The organism is Tangfeifania diversioriginum (assembly GCF_900141875.1).
Lineage (GTDB): Bacteria > Bacteroidota > Bacteroidia > Bacteroidales > Prolixibacteraceae > Tangfeifania > Tangfeifania diversioriginum.
In genome coordinates, this window is record NZ_FQZE01000047.1 from 1 (window position 1) to 19,157 (window position 19,157).

15 protein-coding genes are annotated in these 19,157 nt (G+C 41.7%); 4 read left to right on the forward strand and 11 right to left on the reverse strand.

The window, feature by feature from the left end:
* Positions 1-163: 163 nt before the first annotated feature.
* Positions 164-994, reverse strand: coding sequence for a helix-turn-helix domain-containing protein (locus BUC07_RS19205; protein ID WP_245792732.1), 831 nt, complete (start codon positions 992-994; stop codon positions 164-166).
* A gap of 182 nt (positions 995-1,176) precedes the next feature.
* Here BUC07_RS19205 and BUC07_RS19210 point away from each other — a divergent pair, with 182 nt between their 5' ends.
* A complete protein-coding gene (locus tag BUC07_RS19210; protein WP_245792733.1) occupies positions 1,177-2,505 on the forward strand; it encodes a DUF1593 domain-containing protein in 1,329 nt (442 codons plus the stop codon).
* 66 nt (positions 2,506-2,571) lie between these two features.
* Here BUC07_RS19210 and BUC07_RS19215 read toward each other — a convergent pair whose 3' ends face one another.
* From BUC07_RS19215 to porU, 5 genes are all read right to left on the reverse strand, one after another.
* Positions 2,572-2,907, reverse strand: coding sequence for a thioredoxin family protein (locus BUC07_RS19215; protein ID WP_073173735.1), 336 nt, complete (start codon positions 2,905-2,907; stop codon positions 2,572-2,574).
* A 10-nt stretch (positions 2,908-2,917) separates the two neighbouring features.
* A complete protein-coding gene (locus tag BUC07_RS19220) occupies positions 2,918-3,289 on the reverse strand; it encodes a CoA-binding protein (protein ID WP_073173760.1) in 372 nt (123 codons plus the stop codon).
* Positions 3,290-3,294: 5 nt separating this feature from the next.
* Positions 3,295-3,774, reverse strand: a complete 480-nt coding sequence (gene ispF, locus BUC07_RS19225; RefSeq protein ID WP_073173737.1) for a 2-C-methyl-D-erythritol 2,4-cyclodiphosphate synthase — start codon at positions 3,772-3,774, stop codon at positions 3,295-3,297.
* Positions 3,774-4,895 carry a type IX secretion system outer membrane channel protein PorV gene (porV, locus tag BUC07_RS19230; RefSeq protein ID WP_245792734.1) on the reverse strand — a complete coding sequence of 374 codons (1,122 nt, stop codon included), beginning with the start codon at positions 4,893-4,895 and terminating at the stop codon, positions 3,774-3,776. The genes ispF and porV overlap by 1 nt, the downstream gene beginning before the upstream one ends.
* Before the next feature lie 158 nt (positions 4,896-5,053).
* Positions 5,054-8,806, reverse strand: a complete 3,753-nt coding sequence (gene porU / locus BUC07_RS19235) for a type IX secretion system sortase PorU (RefSeq protein ID WP_073173741.1) — start codon at positions 8,804-8,806, stop codon at positions 5,054-5,056.
* Between the two features lie 213 nt (positions 8,807-9,019).
* On the opposite strand from porU, the gene BUC07_RS19240 reads away from it, so the two are divergent.
* Both BUC07_RS19240 and BUC07_RS19245 read left to right on the forward strand, forming a co-directional pair.
* Positions 9,020-10,459 (forward strand): SUMF1/EgtB/PvdO family nonheme iron enzyme, encoded by a 1,440-nt coding sequence (locus tag BUC07_RS19240; RefSeq protein ID WP_073173762.1) that lies wholly within the window; start codon positions 9,020-9,022, stop codon positions 10,457-10,459.
* Between the two features lie 66 nt (positions 10,460-10,525).
* On the forward strand, positions 10,526-11,815 hold the full coding sequence (locus tag BUC07_RS19245; RefSeq protein WP_073173743.1) for a UDP-N-acetylmuramoyl-tripeptide--D-alanyl-D-alanine ligase: 1,290 nt from the start codon (positions 10,526-10,528) through the stop codon (positions 11,813-11,815).
* On the opposite strand, the gene trxA is transcribed toward BUC07_RS19245, so the two are convergent.
* Entirely contained in the window at positions 11,812-12,180 is a 369-nt protein-coding gene (gene trxA, locus BUC07_RS19250) for a thioredoxin (protein ID WP_073173745.1), read from the reverse strand. The two genes, BUC07_RS19245 and trxA, sit on opposite strands and share 4 nt — an antisense overlap.
* Before the next feature lie 155 nt (positions 12,181-12,335).
* On the opposite strand from trxA, the gene BUC07_RS19255 reads away from it, so the two are divergent.
* Complete coding sequence (locus BUC07_RS19255) at positions 12,336-13,775, forward strand: CCA tRNA nucleotidyltransferase (protein ID WP_073173747.1); 1,440 nt, start codon at positions 12,336-12,338, stop codon at positions 13,773-13,775.
* Here the strand turns inward: BUC07_RS19255 and BUC07_RS19260 are convergent.
* The 4 genes from BUC07_RS19260 to BUC07_RS19275 form a co-directional block, all read right to left on the reverse strand.
* Complete coding sequence (locus tag BUC07_RS19260; RefSeq protein WP_073173749.1) at positions 13,772-14,806, reverse strand: endonuclease/exonuclease/phosphatase family protein; 1,035 nt, start codon at positions 14,804-14,806, stop codon at positions 13,772-13,774. The genes BUC07_RS19255 and BUC07_RS19260 overlap by 4 nt on opposite strands.
* Positions 14,796-16,247 (reverse strand): right-handed parallel beta-helix repeat-containing protein, encoded by a 1,452-nt coding sequence (locus tag BUC07_RS19265; RefSeq protein WP_139279660.1) that lies wholly within the window; start codon positions 16,245-16,247, stop codon positions 14,796-14,798. The genes BUC07_RS19260 and BUC07_RS19265 overlap by 11 nt, the downstream gene beginning before the upstream one ends.
* Positions 16,248-16,354: 107 nt before the next feature.
* Positions 16,355-17,797 carry a sodium:solute symporter gene (locus BUC07_RS19270; RefSeq protein WP_073173752.1) on the reverse strand — a complete coding sequence of 481 codons (1,443 nt, stop codon included), beginning with the start codon at positions 17,795-17,797 and terminating at the stop codon, positions 16,355-16,357.
* Positions 17,798-17,805: 8 nt separating this feature from the next.
* A complete protein-coding gene (locus BUC07_RS19275; RefSeq protein WP_073173755.1) occupies positions 17,806-18,975 on the reverse strand; it encodes an exo-beta-N-acetylmuramidase NamZ family protein in 1,170 nt (389 codons plus the stop codon).
* Positions 18,976-19,157: the final 182 nt, after the last annotated feature.

Below are 19,157 nucleotides of genomic sequence, written 5' to 3' on the forward strand. Positions count from 1 at the left end.
AAAAGAACCAAGCAGCATTTAAAGAAAAGCGTATTAAATTTCTTGAGAATCAACTCGCACAATTAAACAACGTTGCATGATTGTGTATAAGGTAGATTAGAAACCCTTAATTTCAGAGTGTTTTCTAAATGTCATAAAGATTATGATTCTTTCTGAATCAAGATTAGTGGTATTTCTTTTTGAATTCCCGTGGAGTGCATTTATTGATTTTCCGAAATGCTGCATTAAACCGGTTTATGGAATTAAAACCACATTCAAAAGCAATATCGGCAATTTTTTTATCTGAAGTAATCAATTTTCGTTGGGCATGCAATATCCTTTCCTGAATAATGTAGTCATTAATTGTGGTATCAAAAGCTTTTTTGAAAAGCACATTGGCATAATCCGGGTGTAATTCAACTTCTCGTCCTACATCAGATATTTTAAGAGGGAACATATAATTTTGAGCAATATACAATGCTATCTGTTCAACCTTGCTTATTTCACCGGAATAGATTTTCAATCGCTCACTCTTTTTTAAAGGCAGCACCTTTGCAGCCATTCTTAATAACCGCGCATGCATTTCGTATAAAGTCGCTTCTGAATCTTTATCTTCAGAAAGATCATGCAGCCAGTTTCTTAAAAGAAATTCATCATACGCAGAATGTGGTTCTGAATCTTCTATAACAACTTCACCTTTAAGAATTCGGTCGATAAAAATGGCGGGCAGTTTCCATCCCAAAAACTGTGTCAACGGAATTGTACACACATAATACGGTTGAGAACCTGAGTAGTCAACAATTTGATGTGGAACAAGCCCCCAAAACAGAGAAAAGCTTTTTTCGGGTATAATTATTTTTTTTCCCTGAAACAGGTAGGTTATGCTTCCGCTTGTAAAATAGTTAAGTTCAATTTCATTATGCCTGTCTGGTTTTCTCATTAAATCGGGCAACCACAATTCACAGGTTAACCCGTATGGTTTAAACTCACCTCGCCTTTCATCAAACTTATACAATTTCCCGGAATTCGACATATTTTTCTTAAAATTAGATTAGTTTCATTAATATATCGATGTTAAATTTACAGTTACATTTAATAATTTACAATTTGACCATGAAAAAGAATTGGATATTTTTATTTTGCTTAGGACTAATTATCACGCAGAACACTGGCTGCCAGGGCAATAACAGAAAAGAATTGAACTCAACTGAATTAAAACCCCGTATTATTGTACTGACCGATGTATCCACATGGGAAACAGATGACAGCGAATCATTGGTAAGACTTCTCGCACATGCTGATTTGTTCGAAATAGAAGGATTGATTTTCACCACGGGATGGAGCCTTTCGGAAACCCGTGATGATTTCTTCCAACTCATCCACGATGCCATCGATGCGTATGAAAAGGATTTGCCCAATCTCAGGAAACGATCCAATCAATCCGGGTTTTCAGAAGATGAATCACGACAAACCTTAGGCTATTGGCCCAGTCCCGACTATTTACGAGAGCAAACCATGTTCGGCAGCAAAAAAAGAGGGATGAATCAAATCGGAAAAAACAATATTTCGGACGGAAGCAACCATATTATTCAACTGGCCGATGAAGACGATGAGCGGCCGCTATGGATTTTGGTTTGGGGAGGCGGTAACACCGTGGCGCAGGCCATCTGGCAGGTGCAACAGGAGCGTAACGAAAAGGAATTAAAATCGTTTTTGCACAAAATACCGGTTTATACCATTACCGATCAGGACCGTTCGCATGAAAGCGGGACTCCTTATGACATCAGTTCTCATCAATGGATGCGCAAAGAATTTGAAAAAGACCTGTTGTTTTTTTGGGATGAATGCGCCTGGAAACATCAGAACGGTACCGGACGTGAAAACTGGGACGAATATGAACACCACATTCAAACCCATGGAAACCTCGGCAAAGTTTATCCTAAATATAAATACGGAGTTGAAGGCGACACACCTTCATTCTTTCATGTAATGCCCAACGGATTGAATAATCCGCTGAACCCAGGACAGGTGGGCTGGGCCGGCTATTTTGAATGGGGGCTGGGCCCCGATGAAACGACTTATGCCTATACAAACCACGAAGGAAAAACCTGGGAAATCTGCACAAATTATTTCGATTATTTCTACCCGGCTGCATTCAATAATTTTGCCGCGCGCATGGATTGGGCGAACGAAGGAAAAGGAAACCGCAACCCGGTTGTTGTTGTTAACCGAGAAAAAGGCCTCTCCCCCATTGAGATGGAAAAGAAAGCAGGTAAAAAAATTACATTGAATGCATCAAAATCATTCGATCCCGATGATGGCCAACTGAACTTTAAATGGTGGATTTTGCCCGAAGCGGGAACCTATCAGAAAAAAATTCCAATTCCCGGTAAAAATGCAAATAAAATCACTATTGAAATACCTTCCGGTTCAGCAGGAAAAACTTTTCAAGTGATTTGTGAAGTAACCGATAACGGAGAACCTAATCTTACAAGCTACCGGCGAATTATAATTCATTCAAAATAATAAAATGAGAAGGTAAAACTGGGTTCATAATAACTACTCCTGTAATAAAAACCCATCGGCTTCTGCTTAACTTGAAAAAATCATGGAATAGGGGCGCTCAATTTCTCTGCGAAGTTCATCGAGGCCGATGTTGCGGCTTTTTCGGATATACTCCCGGCCGTCGAAAAAAACCAGGATGGTTGGCGCTGCAAATACCTGGTGCTGCCCAGCCACATCAGGCAGAACATCTGATTTTACGTAAACCATCTTCAGTTTCGGAAATTCGTCTTGAATCAATTCATATACTTTGGGCTTCAGCACTTTGCACACATTGCAGGCATCGGTTGAAAAGTAAGCCAGCAGTGCCGGCTCTTCCTGCTTCATCCGGCTGAATTCTTCAAGTGATTGTAGTTCTGCAAACATTTTCTGAAAATTAAAATTGTTCTGTTCGGAGCATGACCAGCGTGCAGTCTTCAACCGTTTCAACGCCCGCCGATTCAAGCTTTTCTTTTAATTCAGGGTTTTCGGCCCCCGGGTTAAAAATTACACGCTCGGGTTTCAGTTTCATTAACTGTTCATAATATTCGGGTTGCCGTTTGGCTCCCAAATAGAGCGTAACCGTGTGAATATCGCCATCAGTGGGGAATTCGGTTTGAATGGAAACTCCATCAACATGGCCTGCCCGTTTTGCCAGCGCAACTACTTCATGACCATATTCCCGCAGCATTTGAACTGCTTTGTTGGAATAACGTTCGGGCTTGGTGCTCGCACCAATTACCAATGTTTTTTTGTTGTCGTTCTTCATAATTTTCACTTTTTCTGAAGCAGGACCACCGCAAGTGCCGAAATACCTTCTTCCCTGCCTTCAAATCCAAGGTTTTCAGTGGTAGTTGCCTTAACCGAAATTTGTGCGGGTTCAATCCCTGCCACTTTTGCCATTGTACTCACCATATCAGGAATATATGGTTTGAGCTTAGGTTGCTGTGCGCTGATGGTTGAATCGATATTGACAATTTCAAACCCTTTTTGTTTTACAAGTTGCCAGGATTTTTTCAGCAAAATTTTACTGTCAATATTTTTAAATTCCGGTGAATTATCAGGAAAATGAACACCGATATCGCCCAGGTTAACGGCTCCCAAAAGCGCATCGCAAATGGCATGAATTAACACATCGCCATCGGAATGGGCAACTGTTCCTTTGTTGTGCGGGATCAAAACTCCTCCCAGCCACAAGCTTTCACCTTCGGCCAGGCGATGCACATCAAATCCCTGTCCTATTCTGAAACTCATTAGTTTTGACTGTCGAATGCGTCCACATCGAAAGAGAGGGTAAACCTCAGCGTATTGGCCAGCGGGTGGTTTTGCTGGGTGGGCAACAGGTACGAAAAGTCGAGGGCAAAAACGTTCATCCGCAACCCGGCGCCGGCAGTTAAAAATTTGCGGTTCCCTTTGTTTTCGTGTTCATAGAAATAACCGGCACGCAGGGCAAACTGCTTGTTGTACCAGTATTCTACCCCAAGTGATAAATTAATCTCATTCAGTTCTTCTTCAAAACCGCCCGGGGCATCTGAGAATGAAGTAAAAACACCTTTAATAACCGACATATCGCTGTGGTAACGGCTTCCGGTAATAACACCTGTTCCGGTAAGCGAATCGGCCGGCGGGGTGGGAACCAGAAGTTTGTTGGCTTCAAATGCAAATGAAAATGAGTTGTACTGATCGAGCTCAGTTGTGTAGGCTGCCCCCAGTTTCAACATAGTGGGAATAAAATCTTTCTCCACTCCTTCGGTGTATGAAATTTTTGCACCAATATTCTGAATATTTATTCCTGCTGAAAAAATATTGTCTTTCCGGTTTGCCCTGAATTCATTGTAGAAATAGAAAGCCACATCTGCAGCATAAGAGTTCCCGGCATGCGATTCCCGTCCGCCAATCATTTGTCCGCCGGTTAAATCGGAACGAATATAGCGCACTGCTACCGAACCCGAAAACATATCGGAAAGAGTACGGGTGTATCCCAGATCAATGGCAAATTCGTTCGGGCTCTGCTGTCCCATAAACTCACCGTATTCGCTGGTAAAAACAATATCACCCAATGCGAAATAGCGCAACGAGCTGCTTATCGTTTGCATTTCGTCAATTTTTTTGTAGCCCACCAGGTAAGCCAGGTTTATATCATCCACAAGCGTTCTTAACCAGGGAGAATACGATAAACTCACCCCCATTTCGCTCTCCATAAAAGCATATTTTGCCGGGTTCCAGTGCTGCGAACTCAGGTCGGGAGTAGTCCCCACACCGGCATCGCCCATTCCACCAGCTCTTGAATCAGGAGTAATGGATAAAAACGGCACTGCGGTTGTGATGGTATTGGCTCCGGATGTGGTAGTCTGTGCGTTCGCCTTACCAGCCATAAAAACAATGAATGTAATAACTAAGAAAATTCGAATATTTTTGATCATATTGTTTAAAAAATTGAGCGTTGCAAATATATAAATTGTAGCTGATGCAACAATTAAACTAAAGTTAGAGAACGGACAATTTTCTCAAAAAGTACATTCCGCTGAAAAAATTAATGGCCAATAACCATTTTGCCTGACCGGGAAGCAATTACACCGTCGTTGTTTTGTGCAGTAACTTTCAAAATATAAATCCCGCTGGCAGGTGATAGTCCTGTTTCATTCAAATCCCACCTGACCGGGTTGGTGTTGGTACCGTTTGAGCCAACCTGCGTGGTGTAATAATCAACCCGACGACCGTTTTGGTCGAATATTTCGAAAACTGCTTCCAGCGTTGCTCCTGCCTGGTTGTGCTCAAATGTAAAATAGGTATAATCGGAAACCGGGTTCGGATAGTTGGATACTTCTGAAATAACAAAATTACCGGAGACATAAAAATCAATCTCTGCCTCTGAGGAGTTATTGGCCACATCCCAGGCTTTCAGTGTCAGTGTATGTTCTCCAACCGAAAGGTTTCGCAAGCCATAAGTAACCGTCCCGCTGGTATGATCTCCGGGATTGGTTTGATAAAAACTATTCAGCACAATGGCATTGGAATAGTCGTTATCGATTACCGCGGTAATATCGTGCCCAATTCCTGTGCCTGCAGTGTTAATCCCGTTTTCGTCGGAAAGCTGGGCGAAAAGCGTAGGGTTTTTACTCACTTTATCGCCCGGTTCAAAGTCAGGCGAATCGAGATACAACTTAATTTCCGGGCCTTCGTTATCTGTAATCTGAGACCCCGGACCGCCAATATAAAAATTTTCAAAAGCGCCGTGTGCATCCACTTCATTGTTGTGCGCGTAATAAATAATTTTGCCTTCGCCCAGGTTGTACGATATATCTTTGGGAATAACAAAACTGAACGTGAATTCGCCGTTCTGCACTTCTGTCAGTCCTCTGTAAATAACATTCTCCTGCACTTTAAACTCCATTGGAGTTTCACCGGCATTGCCGAGGGTTTCCATTACAACTTCTTTATCAAAAACAGTGGGAACAATTTCGCCGGAGAAATCCTCGAATTTATTTCCTGATTCATCGGCTATGTAACCTGTAATTGTAACATTTTGAAGGGCTCCCAGCGTGTCGGCTTCAATGGATGAAGCTTCGTGTCCGTTAATAGTTGAAGTAACCACTTTGTATTTTGGGAAAGAGAGTTTCAGGGCAGGGTCGGCCAGCAAACTGAAATTTCGTTTATTAGTGGTGTTGATGGTATTAATTTTTGCCAGCCGCATAATATCACCCATACGGTAATGCTCGCCGTTTTCATCCTTCTCAAAAACATGATTGTAAAAACTGCGGCTCAGTAAAAAATTGGAATAGGCAAATACCAGTCGCGTAGTTGAAAAAAGTCCGATTCCGCCGCCGTTCGGATTCAACAATACATATTCACCCGCCGATGTTTCATCGGAATCGAACCGGCTGAACTCGCAGGTGGCTGTTACAAAAATAGGCAGCGTATTGGCATTCGACCATGAATTTATATGACTGATATCCAGTACTTTTTCATCGGCCATAAAACGTTCGTTGGCATGGCCCACATAATTGAGTACAAGCACCCCGTTTTTTACCCGCTCGTTAATGGCTTCGGTAACCCTGGGGTAACTTTCACCGCCGGGCCCGGTAACCTGCGGATAGGCATCGAAATAAACTTTATCGGTAATGAATTCCCTGTGTTTTTCGTTAATTATATCGGCCAGTTTTTCAGAATCTGACATGTGGAGAGTACCGTCCTCATCGTCGGCAATAAAGCAAACTACATTGCGCCAGCTGCCAAGTGCCGCAGAAGAATAGTAATTGTAAATTTTATTCATAACGAGCTGTGCCTGGTAGTTTGTGGACGCGGGAATCCGGCCGATTCCCAAATCGACAGCCCCGTTATAAACCGTTTCGTCATCGTCGAGAATCACAAAATAGTCGTCGGTTACAAATGAGGCTACCGGACTAAGCGAGTTTTCTGATTGAAATGTGGGTATAAAATTATTACTACTGCCTTTAATATTTCGGTTATCGTAACTGCCGTCGCCAAACAGCAGAACGTATTTCAACCCTTCACCCCGGTCGTAAAACATTTTTATGAAATTGCGAATCCCCGTGGCGCTTTTATTTCCCGAACTAAATTCATTGTAAATTTTATCGGAAGAAACTACTTCCACACTCATTTCATCGTAACTCCGGTGAAAATCGGCCAGTTCGGTGGCAGTGTTAAAAAATGCCGGATGCGAAACAATTAAAAACTCCGGTGTTTCCAGCCCGTGCAGGTTTTGATTTTCCACTTCGCCTACCAACTCAGGTTCCGGGAACGTGCCATCAGGATTAAAAGCAGCAAACTCATGTAGTTTATCAATCCCTGTTTTTCCGGTTGCTTTATTGTTACTCACCTGAAGTGGTATTTCTTTCACATTGAAAATATCGGTTACATCCCAAACTTTCAAATTCGGTGTATCAGTTTCAATTTTAAATGCAAGCACATTGCCGTTGCCTGCAGAAGCAAGGTCACGAAAGAACAGCACATTATCATTAAACTTTAGTTTTTGCCGGTAATTGATTTCTATGAAATCGAGCCAGGCCTCCGCATTGGAGGCGTTTCCGAAATATTTCACCGTTGTGTTGAGCTGGTCACCATTCGGTGCGGGGAAACTGTACCTTTCTTCACGCTGATTGGCATAAACCGAAGTGGCATCGGAAGTATTTACCCTCGAAAAACTGAGCTCACCTAAATCCGTCTGGTTTACCGAAACCGGCATTCCTGATGCAGCCGAAGAACGCGCTGCCGCAATTATCCGCAATGAAACTTCGGCTGATTGGTCTAAATTGTTCAACCCAAAAGAAATATTTTTGGTGGTGCCGTTAATAAATTTATCGCCGAACCATTGCTTTCCCGAGCCACCACTCAGCAGGTTATACTTTTCCAGTTCGTGCAAATCATAGCCGTCGAAAGATGTGATGCTATGCGTAATTTCTCCTTCGGGCGGCGTTTGCGATTCAATATTTTTTGGTGTGCCGGCGGATTCTGTTAAAAAGAAATATCCCCGGTTGGAATAATGGTTTATTTCGTGAATAAATTGTTCGTTTTGTTCATCGGGCGACCATTTTGTAGTACCGGGCGCAAAAAAGAAAAGGCAGTCAGCGCCATTGTTTTGTCCATGCCAAATGGCTACCTGCGGAAGATCGTCATAAGTAATATTCCCCGGATTTTCAGAAAGAATTGTACCTCCGGCCCCAAAAACTTTCACCTGTGCCGGATTCGGGAAGCCCCATTCATCCAAGGTAGCATAAGGGATTGTGTAAATTCCTTTCCCCGAAGTACTTATTTTTAGCCAATTCCCGCTATTTAAAACCGATTGATCTTTCCAGTTGAACGTTACATCAGCAGCGGCCGATTTCAATTTAACCGGTATTTTCTTTAGCTGAAATTCTTTCAGCAGTAAAATTTTTCCCTCGCGCTTAATTGCAGCCGGAACCTGTATTTCAATCCTGTGCGAATCTCCCGATTTTAGTTTTGACGTGCTAATCACCAGCTCATCCGGAAATGGAATTGACGATGATAAATTTTCACTTTCTATTTCTCTGAAAACAGGATTCTCAATAACAAACCGGAAATCCTGGAGTGCTCCGGTGAGTGGATAAGAACGCGTGAAAACAGGCAGCATGTTCTGCGGTGCTTCAGGATAAGCAGCATTTTCAAAAGTATAATCCAGGCCTGCTGCTTCTTTTAATTCAGGATCATTAATAATTTGCCAGTTAAGTGTAATAATTTCAACCCGGACATCGTTTGAAGTAAAACCGAGAACAATTATTAACAGCAAAAAGAAAACTTTTTTCATTGTATGGCAATTTTGTATTTAAAAAACGCTGCCTGAAAATAAATATTGCAAGCTGCAACATTTACAATAAAACAATTATTTTTGTAAATTGAGCGGCAAAGATAGAGAGATGTTCTATATTACATGCAATTTTATAATCGGAGAAAACAATAAGAAATAAACAAATCAGTTATATTTGTGACAATCAGAGGAAAAATGAAAAACACTAATTTAATGAAGCTAAAAACAATTTTCTTGCTGTTTTTAGCCGCATTCGTTTCAGGATGTGGGTTGTTTGGCAACGGAGGCGGTGAAACATCGCGCACTACCGGATGGGAATACAATTCAGAAGAAACGGGCAATATCCCCTATCTTTCAGGCTACGAACAGGAAGCCGGCCCGGGGCTGGTTTTTATTCAGGGCGGTACATTTACCATGGGCCGTGTTGAAGAAGACGTGATGTACAAGTGGGACAACCACCCGCGCAGGGTTACTGTTGCCTCTTTTTATATGGATGAAACTGAAGTGTCGAACCAGGACTACAGGGAATATGTACACTGGTTAAACCGTGTTTACCCCGGCGACCGCGAAAAAGTCAATTCAGCATTGCCCGACAGCACGGTGTGGAGAGAGGAACTGGCGTACAACGAACCTTATGTGAACAATTATTTCAGGCATCCCGCTTACAGCGATTATCCGGTAGTTGGTGTTACCTGGGAACAGGCAAATGCATACTGCTCGTGGAGGACCGACCGGGTGAACGAAAAAATTCTGGTTGAACGCGGTATCCTGCAACACGACAATAGCCAATCCGGACAAAATATTTTTACAACCGACGCTTATCTTGCCGGTTTGTACGAAGGCACCTCAGGAGAAAATCCAGAGGAATTGCCTGATGGAACCACCCGCAGGGTAAAATGGGAAGATGGCATTATGCTGCCTAACTACCGTTTACCCAGCGAAGCCGAATGGGAATACGCTGCCTATGGCTTAATTGGTAATGTGGATGACGAAGTTCTAACCGACAGGAAAATATACCCGTGGAATGGTGCTTACCTCAGAGAAGACACCAGAAAAGACAAAGGCCGCTTAAAAGCTAACTTCGTAAGAGGCCGTGGTGACCTCATGGGGATGGCCGGTGCACTAAACGATAATGCCGACATTACCGCACCTGTGTTTTCGTACCAATCAAATGATTACGGCTTGTACTGTATGTCAGGAAATGTAAACGAATGGGTAGCCGATGTTTACCGGCCTCTATCGTTTCTTGATGTTGAAGAATTCCAACCATTCAGGGGCAATGTAATTACTGAACCCAGGCGTGATGCAAACGGAGACCTGATGCGTGACGAATACGGCGAAATTGTTAGAGACACAGTAGCCGACTACCGCAATATTAAAGACGGTAATGCAGAATCGCAAATTGTTGAATCAGGTGACTGGAATGCGACAGAAGACAGGGGAACAGAGGATATGTATTTTAAAGATGACCGCCCCGGTTACTTCTCTTCACTTATCGATGATGAAGTGCGGGTTTACAAAGGAGGTTCGTGGAAAGACAGACCCTACTGGCTGGTTCCCGGAACAAGACGTTACTTAGAACAAACCAGGGCACAAAGCGATATTGGGTTTCGATGTGCAATGACAAGAGTAGGAAGTCCTGAAGGATTTTAAATGATATTTATTGAAACTTACCCGAAAACCTCATTCGAACGAATGAGGTTTTTTTATTTTTGAAAAATGAATACAGACGGGCTATATCAACTTTTTAAAAACCATCCGATTGTTGTAACCGACAGCAGGAAAATCAAAAACGGCTCCCTTTTCTTCGCACTAAAAGGCGAAAATTTTAACGGAAATAAATTTGCAGCCGAAGCACTTGAAAAAGGAGCTGCCTATGCCATTATCGACGAAGCGAAATACCAGGTCGGCAACAGAACAATTTTGGTTGAAGATGTGCTCGAGGCATTACAAAAACTGGCCCGTTGGCACAAAAAAGAACTGGAAATTCCGGTTCTTGGCATTACAGGGTCAAACGGCAAAACCACCACCAAAGAGCTGATTGCTGCTGTTTTATCTAAAAAATTCAGGATTAGTTTCACGCAGGGAAACCTGAACAACCATATTGGAGTACCGCTTACCCTCCTCAGTATGGACAAATCAACGGAATTTGGTATTGTGGAGATGGGTGCCAACCACCCGGGCGAAATTGCTCAACTTTGCGCCATTTCCGACCCTGATTACGGAATTATCACCAATATTGGCCGGGCCCATCTTGAAGGATTTGGCTCTTTTGAAGCCATAAAAAAAACCAAGGCTGAATTATACGATTACTTAAAAAAGAAAAACGGAACCATTTTTTACAACCGCGATAATTACATTCTTTCAGAACTAACAAAATCCATTCGGCATAAAATAAGCTTTGGCAGCAAAAATGCAGATCTGTCGGGTCATCCGGTTTTTTCACCGCCATTTATAAATGCCGAAGTTCATTTTCCCAAAGAAAATTTATACTTCAACTCGAAACTAACCGGCGATTATAACTTTGAAAATATTATGGCAGCCGTCTGCATCGGGCATTATTTTGAAGTAGATCCCCGAGTCATTCAAAAAGCAATAAAAAATTACACTCCCGGAAACAACCGTTCGCAGCTGATTGAAAAAAACAATCTGAAAATAATTATGGATGCTTACAATGCCAATCCAACCAGCATGCAGGCATCCATCGAAAGTTTTGTGTCCAGTTTCAGCAACCCGAGATATTTAATCCTTGGCGACATGCTCGAACTTGGAAGTGAGGAACTGAACGACCACATTTCAATACTCGAAAAAACAAAGAAGCACTCCTTTTCAGAAGTGCTTCTTGTAGGTAATGCATTTACCCGGGCGGCAAAAAGTTATTCCGTTAAATCTTTTATTAATACCAACAGTTTATGCCACTACCTTGCTGAAAACCCTATTACTGAAGGAGCCGTTTTAATTAAAGGCTCACGCGGGATTCAGCTTGAAAAAGTGCTCGATGTGCTTTAAGCTTCCGGTTTTTCAACTTTCAGCACATCGGAAATTGCTTTTTCGAAAGTAGCTTTTGGCAGTGCTCCCATTGCCATTTGCGGCTGACCTTCGGTAGGAACAAACAATAACGATGGAATACTTTGAATTCCAAACATCCCGGCAAGTTCCTGCTCCTGCTCGGTGTCAATTTTGTAAATTACAATCTTGTCACCATATTCTTCCTGCAGCTCTTCCAAAACAGGAGCTACCATTTTACAAGGACCGCACCAGTCAGCATAAAAATCAATCAGTGCAGGCTTGTCGCCTTCATACTTCCACTCTTTATTCTCTTCAAAATTGAATACTTTCTCTTTAAATGACTCTTTTGTTAAAAATTCCAACATATCAAAAAATTTAATTTAAACTATTTACATATTTATATTTGTACATATTTCCTGTAGTCAAAGATAATGCCATAAGACCTCACTAAAATATTAATCCGGATTTTAGATAAATAATTGTAATTTTGTCACAATTTTTTCTAAAATGACAGAAAAAAATGAAAAACCAGTTCAATATTGGCAGAAAAATGAACGAACATATAAATAACAAAATATTCGAGACAATAGCAAATGCGGCCGCCGAATTAAATCAGGAAACTTATGTTATCGGTGGTTTCGTACGTGATATTTTTTTGAAACGACCATCAAAAGACATTGATATTGTAACCCTTGGCAACGGAATTCAACTTGCTGAAAAGGTGGCCAGTAAATTAAAACCGCGCCCCAAGGTTGCTGTTTTTAAAAATTTTGGCACGGCTCAGTTGAAATTCAGACACTATGAGATTGAATTTGTGGGAGCCCGCAAAGAATCGTACCGCGCAGATTCGCGCAAACCTTTAGTAGAGACCGGCACACTCGAAGATGACCAAAACCGCAGGGATTTTACCATTAATGCGCTGGCACTGGGGTTAAACAAACACAACTTTGGCGAATTAACAGATCCGTTCAACGGCATAAATGACCTGAAGCAAAAAATCATACGTACACCGCTCGATCCGTCCATCACATTTTCTGATGATCCGCTGCGTATGATGCGCGCCATAAGGTTTTCAACACAACTGGGCTTTGAAATTGAAGCCAAAACCCTGCAGGCAATTGCCAAAAACAGGGACCGCATAAAAATAGTTTCTGCCGAACGTATTTCAGATGAGCTCAACAAAATCATGCTCTCGCCAAAACCCTCGGTGGGATTTAAACTGCTTGAAGAAACAGGTTTACTGAAGATAGTTTTACCTGAACTTGAGCAAATGAAAGGAGTGGATATTGTCAACGGAATTGGGCACAAAGACAATTTTTACCACACACTAGAAGTGCTCGACCGGATTGCGCCAAACACCAGCAACCTTTGGCTCCGGTGGTCGGCGCTGTTGCACGATATTGCCAAACCGGCTACAAAAAAATTTACAGAGGAGCAGGGCTGGACATTCTACTCTCACAATTTTGTGGGTGTGAAAATGATTCCAAAAATTTTCAGGAAACTGAAGCTTCCACTTAACGAAAAAATGAAGTACGTCCAAAAAATGGTAAAGCTCCACATGCGTCCTATTGTACTCTCGGAAGACGAAGTTACCGACTCAGCTGTCAGGCGGTTGCTTTTCGAAGCGGGTGACGATATTGACGACCTGATGACACTTTGCGAAGCAGATATTACTTCAAAAAATGCAGAAAAAGTGAGTCGTTACATGAAAAACTTCAAAATTGTACGGCGCAAACTAAAAGAGATTGAAGAAAAAGATGCCATTCGGAATTTCCAGCCTCCCGTTTCAGGGGAGTTTATAATGGAAACCTTTGGATTGTCGCCCAGCCGCGAAGTTGGAGTTATTAAAGATGCCATAAAAGATGCCATTCTCGATGGGGAAATCAGAAACGATTTTGAAGAGGCCTATAATTTCATGTTAAAAAAAGCAGCAGAATTGGGTCTTGAAAAACAAGTTTAACGGTTGGATTTTAACCGCAGCAAAATCGGGAGGTGATCGCTAAAACCTCCGTTATAGCTGTATCCAATATAAGTACGGTTAATTTTCCGGCCGCCATAGCGCTCATCGGGTTCCAATAAAAACGGCAGGTTTACCATTTCGGCCAGATCAGGCCGGGTAACTATTCCATTCCTGTTTTTTAAAAGAGTCCCGGATACTATTATCTGATCAAAAACCGACCACTGAGAACGGTATTTGATTGTTCCCCAACCTGTTTCTCCCCAGTTCACAGACAAATTTACAACATCCTCATCTGTAACATTTTCAGAATAATCAACAGCTTTTAAATACTCAGCAATACTTTCATCGCCGGGCTGATCGTTAAAATCGCCAATTATAATGATTTTTGCATTTCTGTTATTCTGAGATTTTTGGCTGCACAACCCGCGTAACGTTTTAGCTGCAAGGTTTCTAAGCGATTGGGTTTCCAACAATCCACCATATCTCGATGGCCAGTGATTGATAAAAAAATGCAGTGTGTCTGTTTCATCCACAATGCCAGACACATAAAGGATTTCCCTTGTTTGTATTACAGAATCCTGATCGGTTTTTAAGGGATAATACTGGTATTCGAGGGGATAAAATATTTCTTCGTTATACAGAAAAGCCACGTCAATTCCCCGCTCGTCGGGCGATTCTTTATGAATAATTTTGTAGGGATGATTTTTCAGCGGTGTATCTGCCAGCAACCGTTCAAGCACAAAGCGGTTTTCTACTTCACAAAGGCCAATCATTTGGGGTGGTTCCCAACCGGCAGCATTTAAAATCACCTTTGAAATATTCAGTAATTTTTGGTTGAACCGGTTGTAAGTCCAGTGCCGGTCTCCTTCGGGGGTAAATTCTTCATCCTGAGTTTCCGGATCATTTTCCACATCGAATAAATTTTCAACATTGTAAAATAATACGGAATATTCCTCTGTCCGGTTTTGGGAGTAAGACTGAGCCGAAATACTTAGAAATAGAAATAATACGATAACACGACTACTCTTCATCTTTTTTCTCGATTCGCTCGAATGCACCAAGATCAGGACCTTCATCAGCCGTCCGGTCCTTGTTCATTATATCCATCGGATACTCTTTGGCGAAATCCGGGTTTCCAATATCTTTCGCTGCCGAAAGGGTGTCGAGAGAATAATCATACTCATCAAACGGGTCAACAAATTTTGGGTTGTTGTCTTTTCCCTTCCAAACGTTTCTGAAGTGGTCTTTATCCGAAATATCAAAAGTATCGGGAACCTGAATTATGCAATGGTCAAACTCGTAATTAAAAGCATTTTCCTCACTGTCGCCCAGTTCAATTTCGTTCTGGTTATTGCCGAAAATAATACTGTTTCCGAAAAATGCATTTTCCAAATCACCTGTATAAGTTACTTTGGAGCCGTCGGATTGCTCAACCACCAGCAGGTTGGAAAGAACCAGAGAGGCTGTTGATCGTGCACGGCTGGAAAAATTCCCCCAATAATTGGCAATGGTAGTATGGTAAAATTCGTAATCACCCCCCACAAGCAATGCAACGGCATAAAATCCGCAATTGGCAATTAAGTTGTTATAGCCGGTAACTTTCGATTTGAGGGCAAAAAGGCCGGCGTAGGCCATATTTTCAATTTTCGAATTGGAAAGCTGGAGCGATGCAAACCCATCATCTTCAATATTTCCGGCCTGCAAACCGATATTGGCATTTTTAATGGTGGTATAATTAAATACATTGTTATGGCTTCCTGAAAAAAGGATTATTCCATTCCATTGGTCAGGAATATCCTGGTAACTTTCTTCCAACCGATCGGATAAAAACCAAATTGGATTTTGAAACGTCCCCTCGGCTTTAATGGTTCCTTTCACATAAAGTCCGGCCCCTTTATGAAAATGAATGCGCGTGCCGGGTTCAATGGTTAGTGTTGAAGTACTGTCAACGTAAGCGTAATCGTAAACCAGGTATGGTTTTTCAGCAGTCCAGGTTGTGGTTTCAATATTTTCACCTTTTATGAGCTTAAAATCCTGTCCATAAGCCACCAGGTTTATGTCCTGAACATTTGCATTGGTGGTAAATTCTATGGAATCCTGAACAACCATGGGCAGGTTTTGTCCATTGGGATCAATTGTAACCTCAACAAAAATAAAGATGCTGTCGCGGGCTGGTACTTCCACCTCGTAGGCCTCGTTGGTTGTTTGCCCGTTAACGTTAAGTCTGAAATTGGAAAAATCGCCACCGGCAACACGAATTCTCGAAATGAGAACATTTTCGTCGTATGGGTTATAAATTTTAAGGTGCTGGGTGGTTGAGCCTATGGTGGTAAAAATTGTGTCAAACATTACCGTATCAACAGAAAACTGAAGTTTCGCATCAGGGGAACTCATATATCCCTCATCCTCACATGAAAATAGTGAAATGAGTAGTGCAACTGCAATTAATATTTTAAGCAGATATTTGACCAAGTTCCCAGTTTTTATTTGTAATAACGGATTTCCTCCACTCTATATTATTACAAATATAAAAATTCAATTTACAATTTTTAACATTTATTGACAACTATTGGCAATATTTAAAATTTATTTTTTGAAATCAGCCATAAACCCAGTATGGTGATAAGGCCATTGAGAATTAATAATTCAAAACCAAAAGTATATCCGTTAAAAAGTTGTTCTGAATAAGTAGAAATAAAAAAGCAAATAACCGGGGAAGTAATTCCGACCAGAGGCACCCACCTGTCTTTCACTTTCTTTTTGGTGTACATACCAAACACAAACAATCCCAAAATTGGTCCGTAGGTGTAACCGGCAACTGTAAATACCGCAACCACTATACTTTCATTGCTGATTGCCCTGAAAACCAGTATTACTACTATTAAAAGCACTGAAAACATAATGTGAGTGCGTTTTTTAATGCTTCTTCTCTTTTGCTCTTCGTAGTTATCTATTTTCATGAAATCGACACTGAAAGCAGTTGTAAGGGCAGTAAGTGCCGAGTCGGCACTGGAATAGGCTGCAGCAGTAATTCCCAGTAAAAAAGCAATTCCTACCGGTAAACTCAGGTGGTTAAGGGCAATAAGCGGATAAAGTTCGTCGGTGGTTTGGGGAATTGTTATCCCTGCCTGTTCAGCAAAAATATAGAGCAGAACGCCCAGACACAAAAAAAGGAAAACTGCTGCGAGAAATGATAAACTGAAAACGATCATGTTTTTTTGAGCCTCTTTTTTATTCTTGCACGTTAGGTTTTTTTGCATCATATCCTGGTCCATTCCAACCATTACAATGGTGATGAACATGCCGGCAAAAAATTGCTTGAAAAAATTATCACCTGTGCGCCAGTCCCAAAAGAATATTTGTGAATTGGAATGCGATGATATCCTTTCAGCCAGTTCAGGAAAATCAAAATTCATTGTCCTGCTAATGGCAATAATGGTAAAAATAACTGCACTAACCAGAAAAAATGTTTGCAGTGTATCAGTCCAAACAATCGTTTTTATGCCTCCCTTAAAAGTATATACCCAAATCAGGGCAATGGTAACAATTACAGTTACTGTAAACGGAATATCGAACGCATCGAAAAATGCAATTTGTAACACAGTGGCCACAAGGTATAACCGGAACGCGGCACCTACAAGTTTGGATATTAAAAAGAAGAACGAACCGGTTTTATAAGAGGAATTTCCAAAACGCTGATCAAGAAAAGTGTAAATGGAAACCAGGTTGAGCCGGTAGTAAAGTGGCAGCAAAATACCGGCCACGAGCCAGTATCCCACAATGTTTCCGAAAACAAACTGCAGGTAGGAGAAGGCGGTATTTCCCACCTCCCCGGGCACCGAAATAAAGGTAACACCGGAAAGCGTGGCCCCCACCATACCAAAAGCTACCAAAAACCAGGGTGATTTACGATTGGCTGTGAAAAATGCCTGCGTATCGGCGTTGCGTGATGTGAACCACGAAATACCAACCAAAACAACAAAGTAGCCTAAAACCAGACTTAGAACGAGAAATGGACTCATAAAACTGTTTATTCAAAATCGGGGTACAACAAATATTTTTTTCTCAGGGCTTTAAATTCATTCAAATCAAGCTGCCAACTTTCTGTAATTTCTTTTTCATTTAAACCGTCTCTTATTTGCCGGATTAACTCATCGGTACCTGCCAGCAAATTGAGCCAGCGTTCGCGCGTCAGAAAATCTTCTTCATTTTCGTAATTGTTGTAAAAATCCAAAAAATATTTCAGTGTGAATTGCGGTATTTCATCCAGCTCCCTGAGGTCAACTCCATAACACTTTTCTCCTTCATTCAGCGGATTTACAGCCACTCCCGGAATATTTCGCGGTGTAAATGTAAAATCGCCCAGTTCGGGTTTTGGGCCGCCAATCACCTGAAACGGGAAATCAGTTCCACGGCCAATACTCACGCTGGTTGCTTCGAAAAAACACAATGAGGGATAAAGCCGTACTGCCAAATCGTTGGGCAGGTTGGGCGACGGTTGAACCGGTAATGAATACCGGATGTCGTGTGAATAGTTTTCAACGGGAATAACTGTCAGTTCACATTTTTGCGGTGCATCGTGCCAGCCTTCTCCGTTTATCATTTGCGCCAGCTCACCAACAGTGCAGCCATGGACCAGCGGAATCGGGTCCATTCCTACAAATGATTCAAAGCCGGGTTCCCGCATTGGTCCGGCAATATAATCACCGTTTGGATTGGGGCGATCGAGCACAAGCATGGGCTTTTCATTTTCGGCACAGGCTTCCATAACCAGGTGCATAGTAGAAATGTAGGTATAAAAACGGCATCCAACATCCTGAATATCAAACACCACAACATCGAGTCCTTCAAGGTGTTCCGGTTTTGGTTTACGGGTTTCGCCGTAAAGTGAACTAACCTGAATCCCTGTCTTCTCATCTACGCCATCTTTAATGGTTTCACCTGCCGATGCATCGCCTCTGAAACCATGTTCGGGAGCAAATATTTTTTCTACATCAATTCCTTTCTCCAGCAGAAAATCTGCCAAATGTAAATTTCCTATTAACGAGGTATGATTTACCACCAAACCAACCTTTTTCTCATTTAAAAGATGCAAATACTTTTCAGGTTGTTCGGCTCCCGTTTTCAAGTCAGAAGGATTTGATGCAGCGCATGAAAAAGCAATCCAGGCAAAAAATATGAATCCGGTTATTCTCGCCATAGGTCAACGTTTAAAATTTAAACTGCTAAAATACCATTTGATTCTCCGAAAAAGAAACCAGAAACAAAAATTTGGAAGTAGTTATAACAATACTTCGTTAAATAATTAAGCGGCAATAGTGCCATAATATATAAGTTCATTGACATGGTTTCGATTTTTAGCAGAGTATGCATTCACACCGA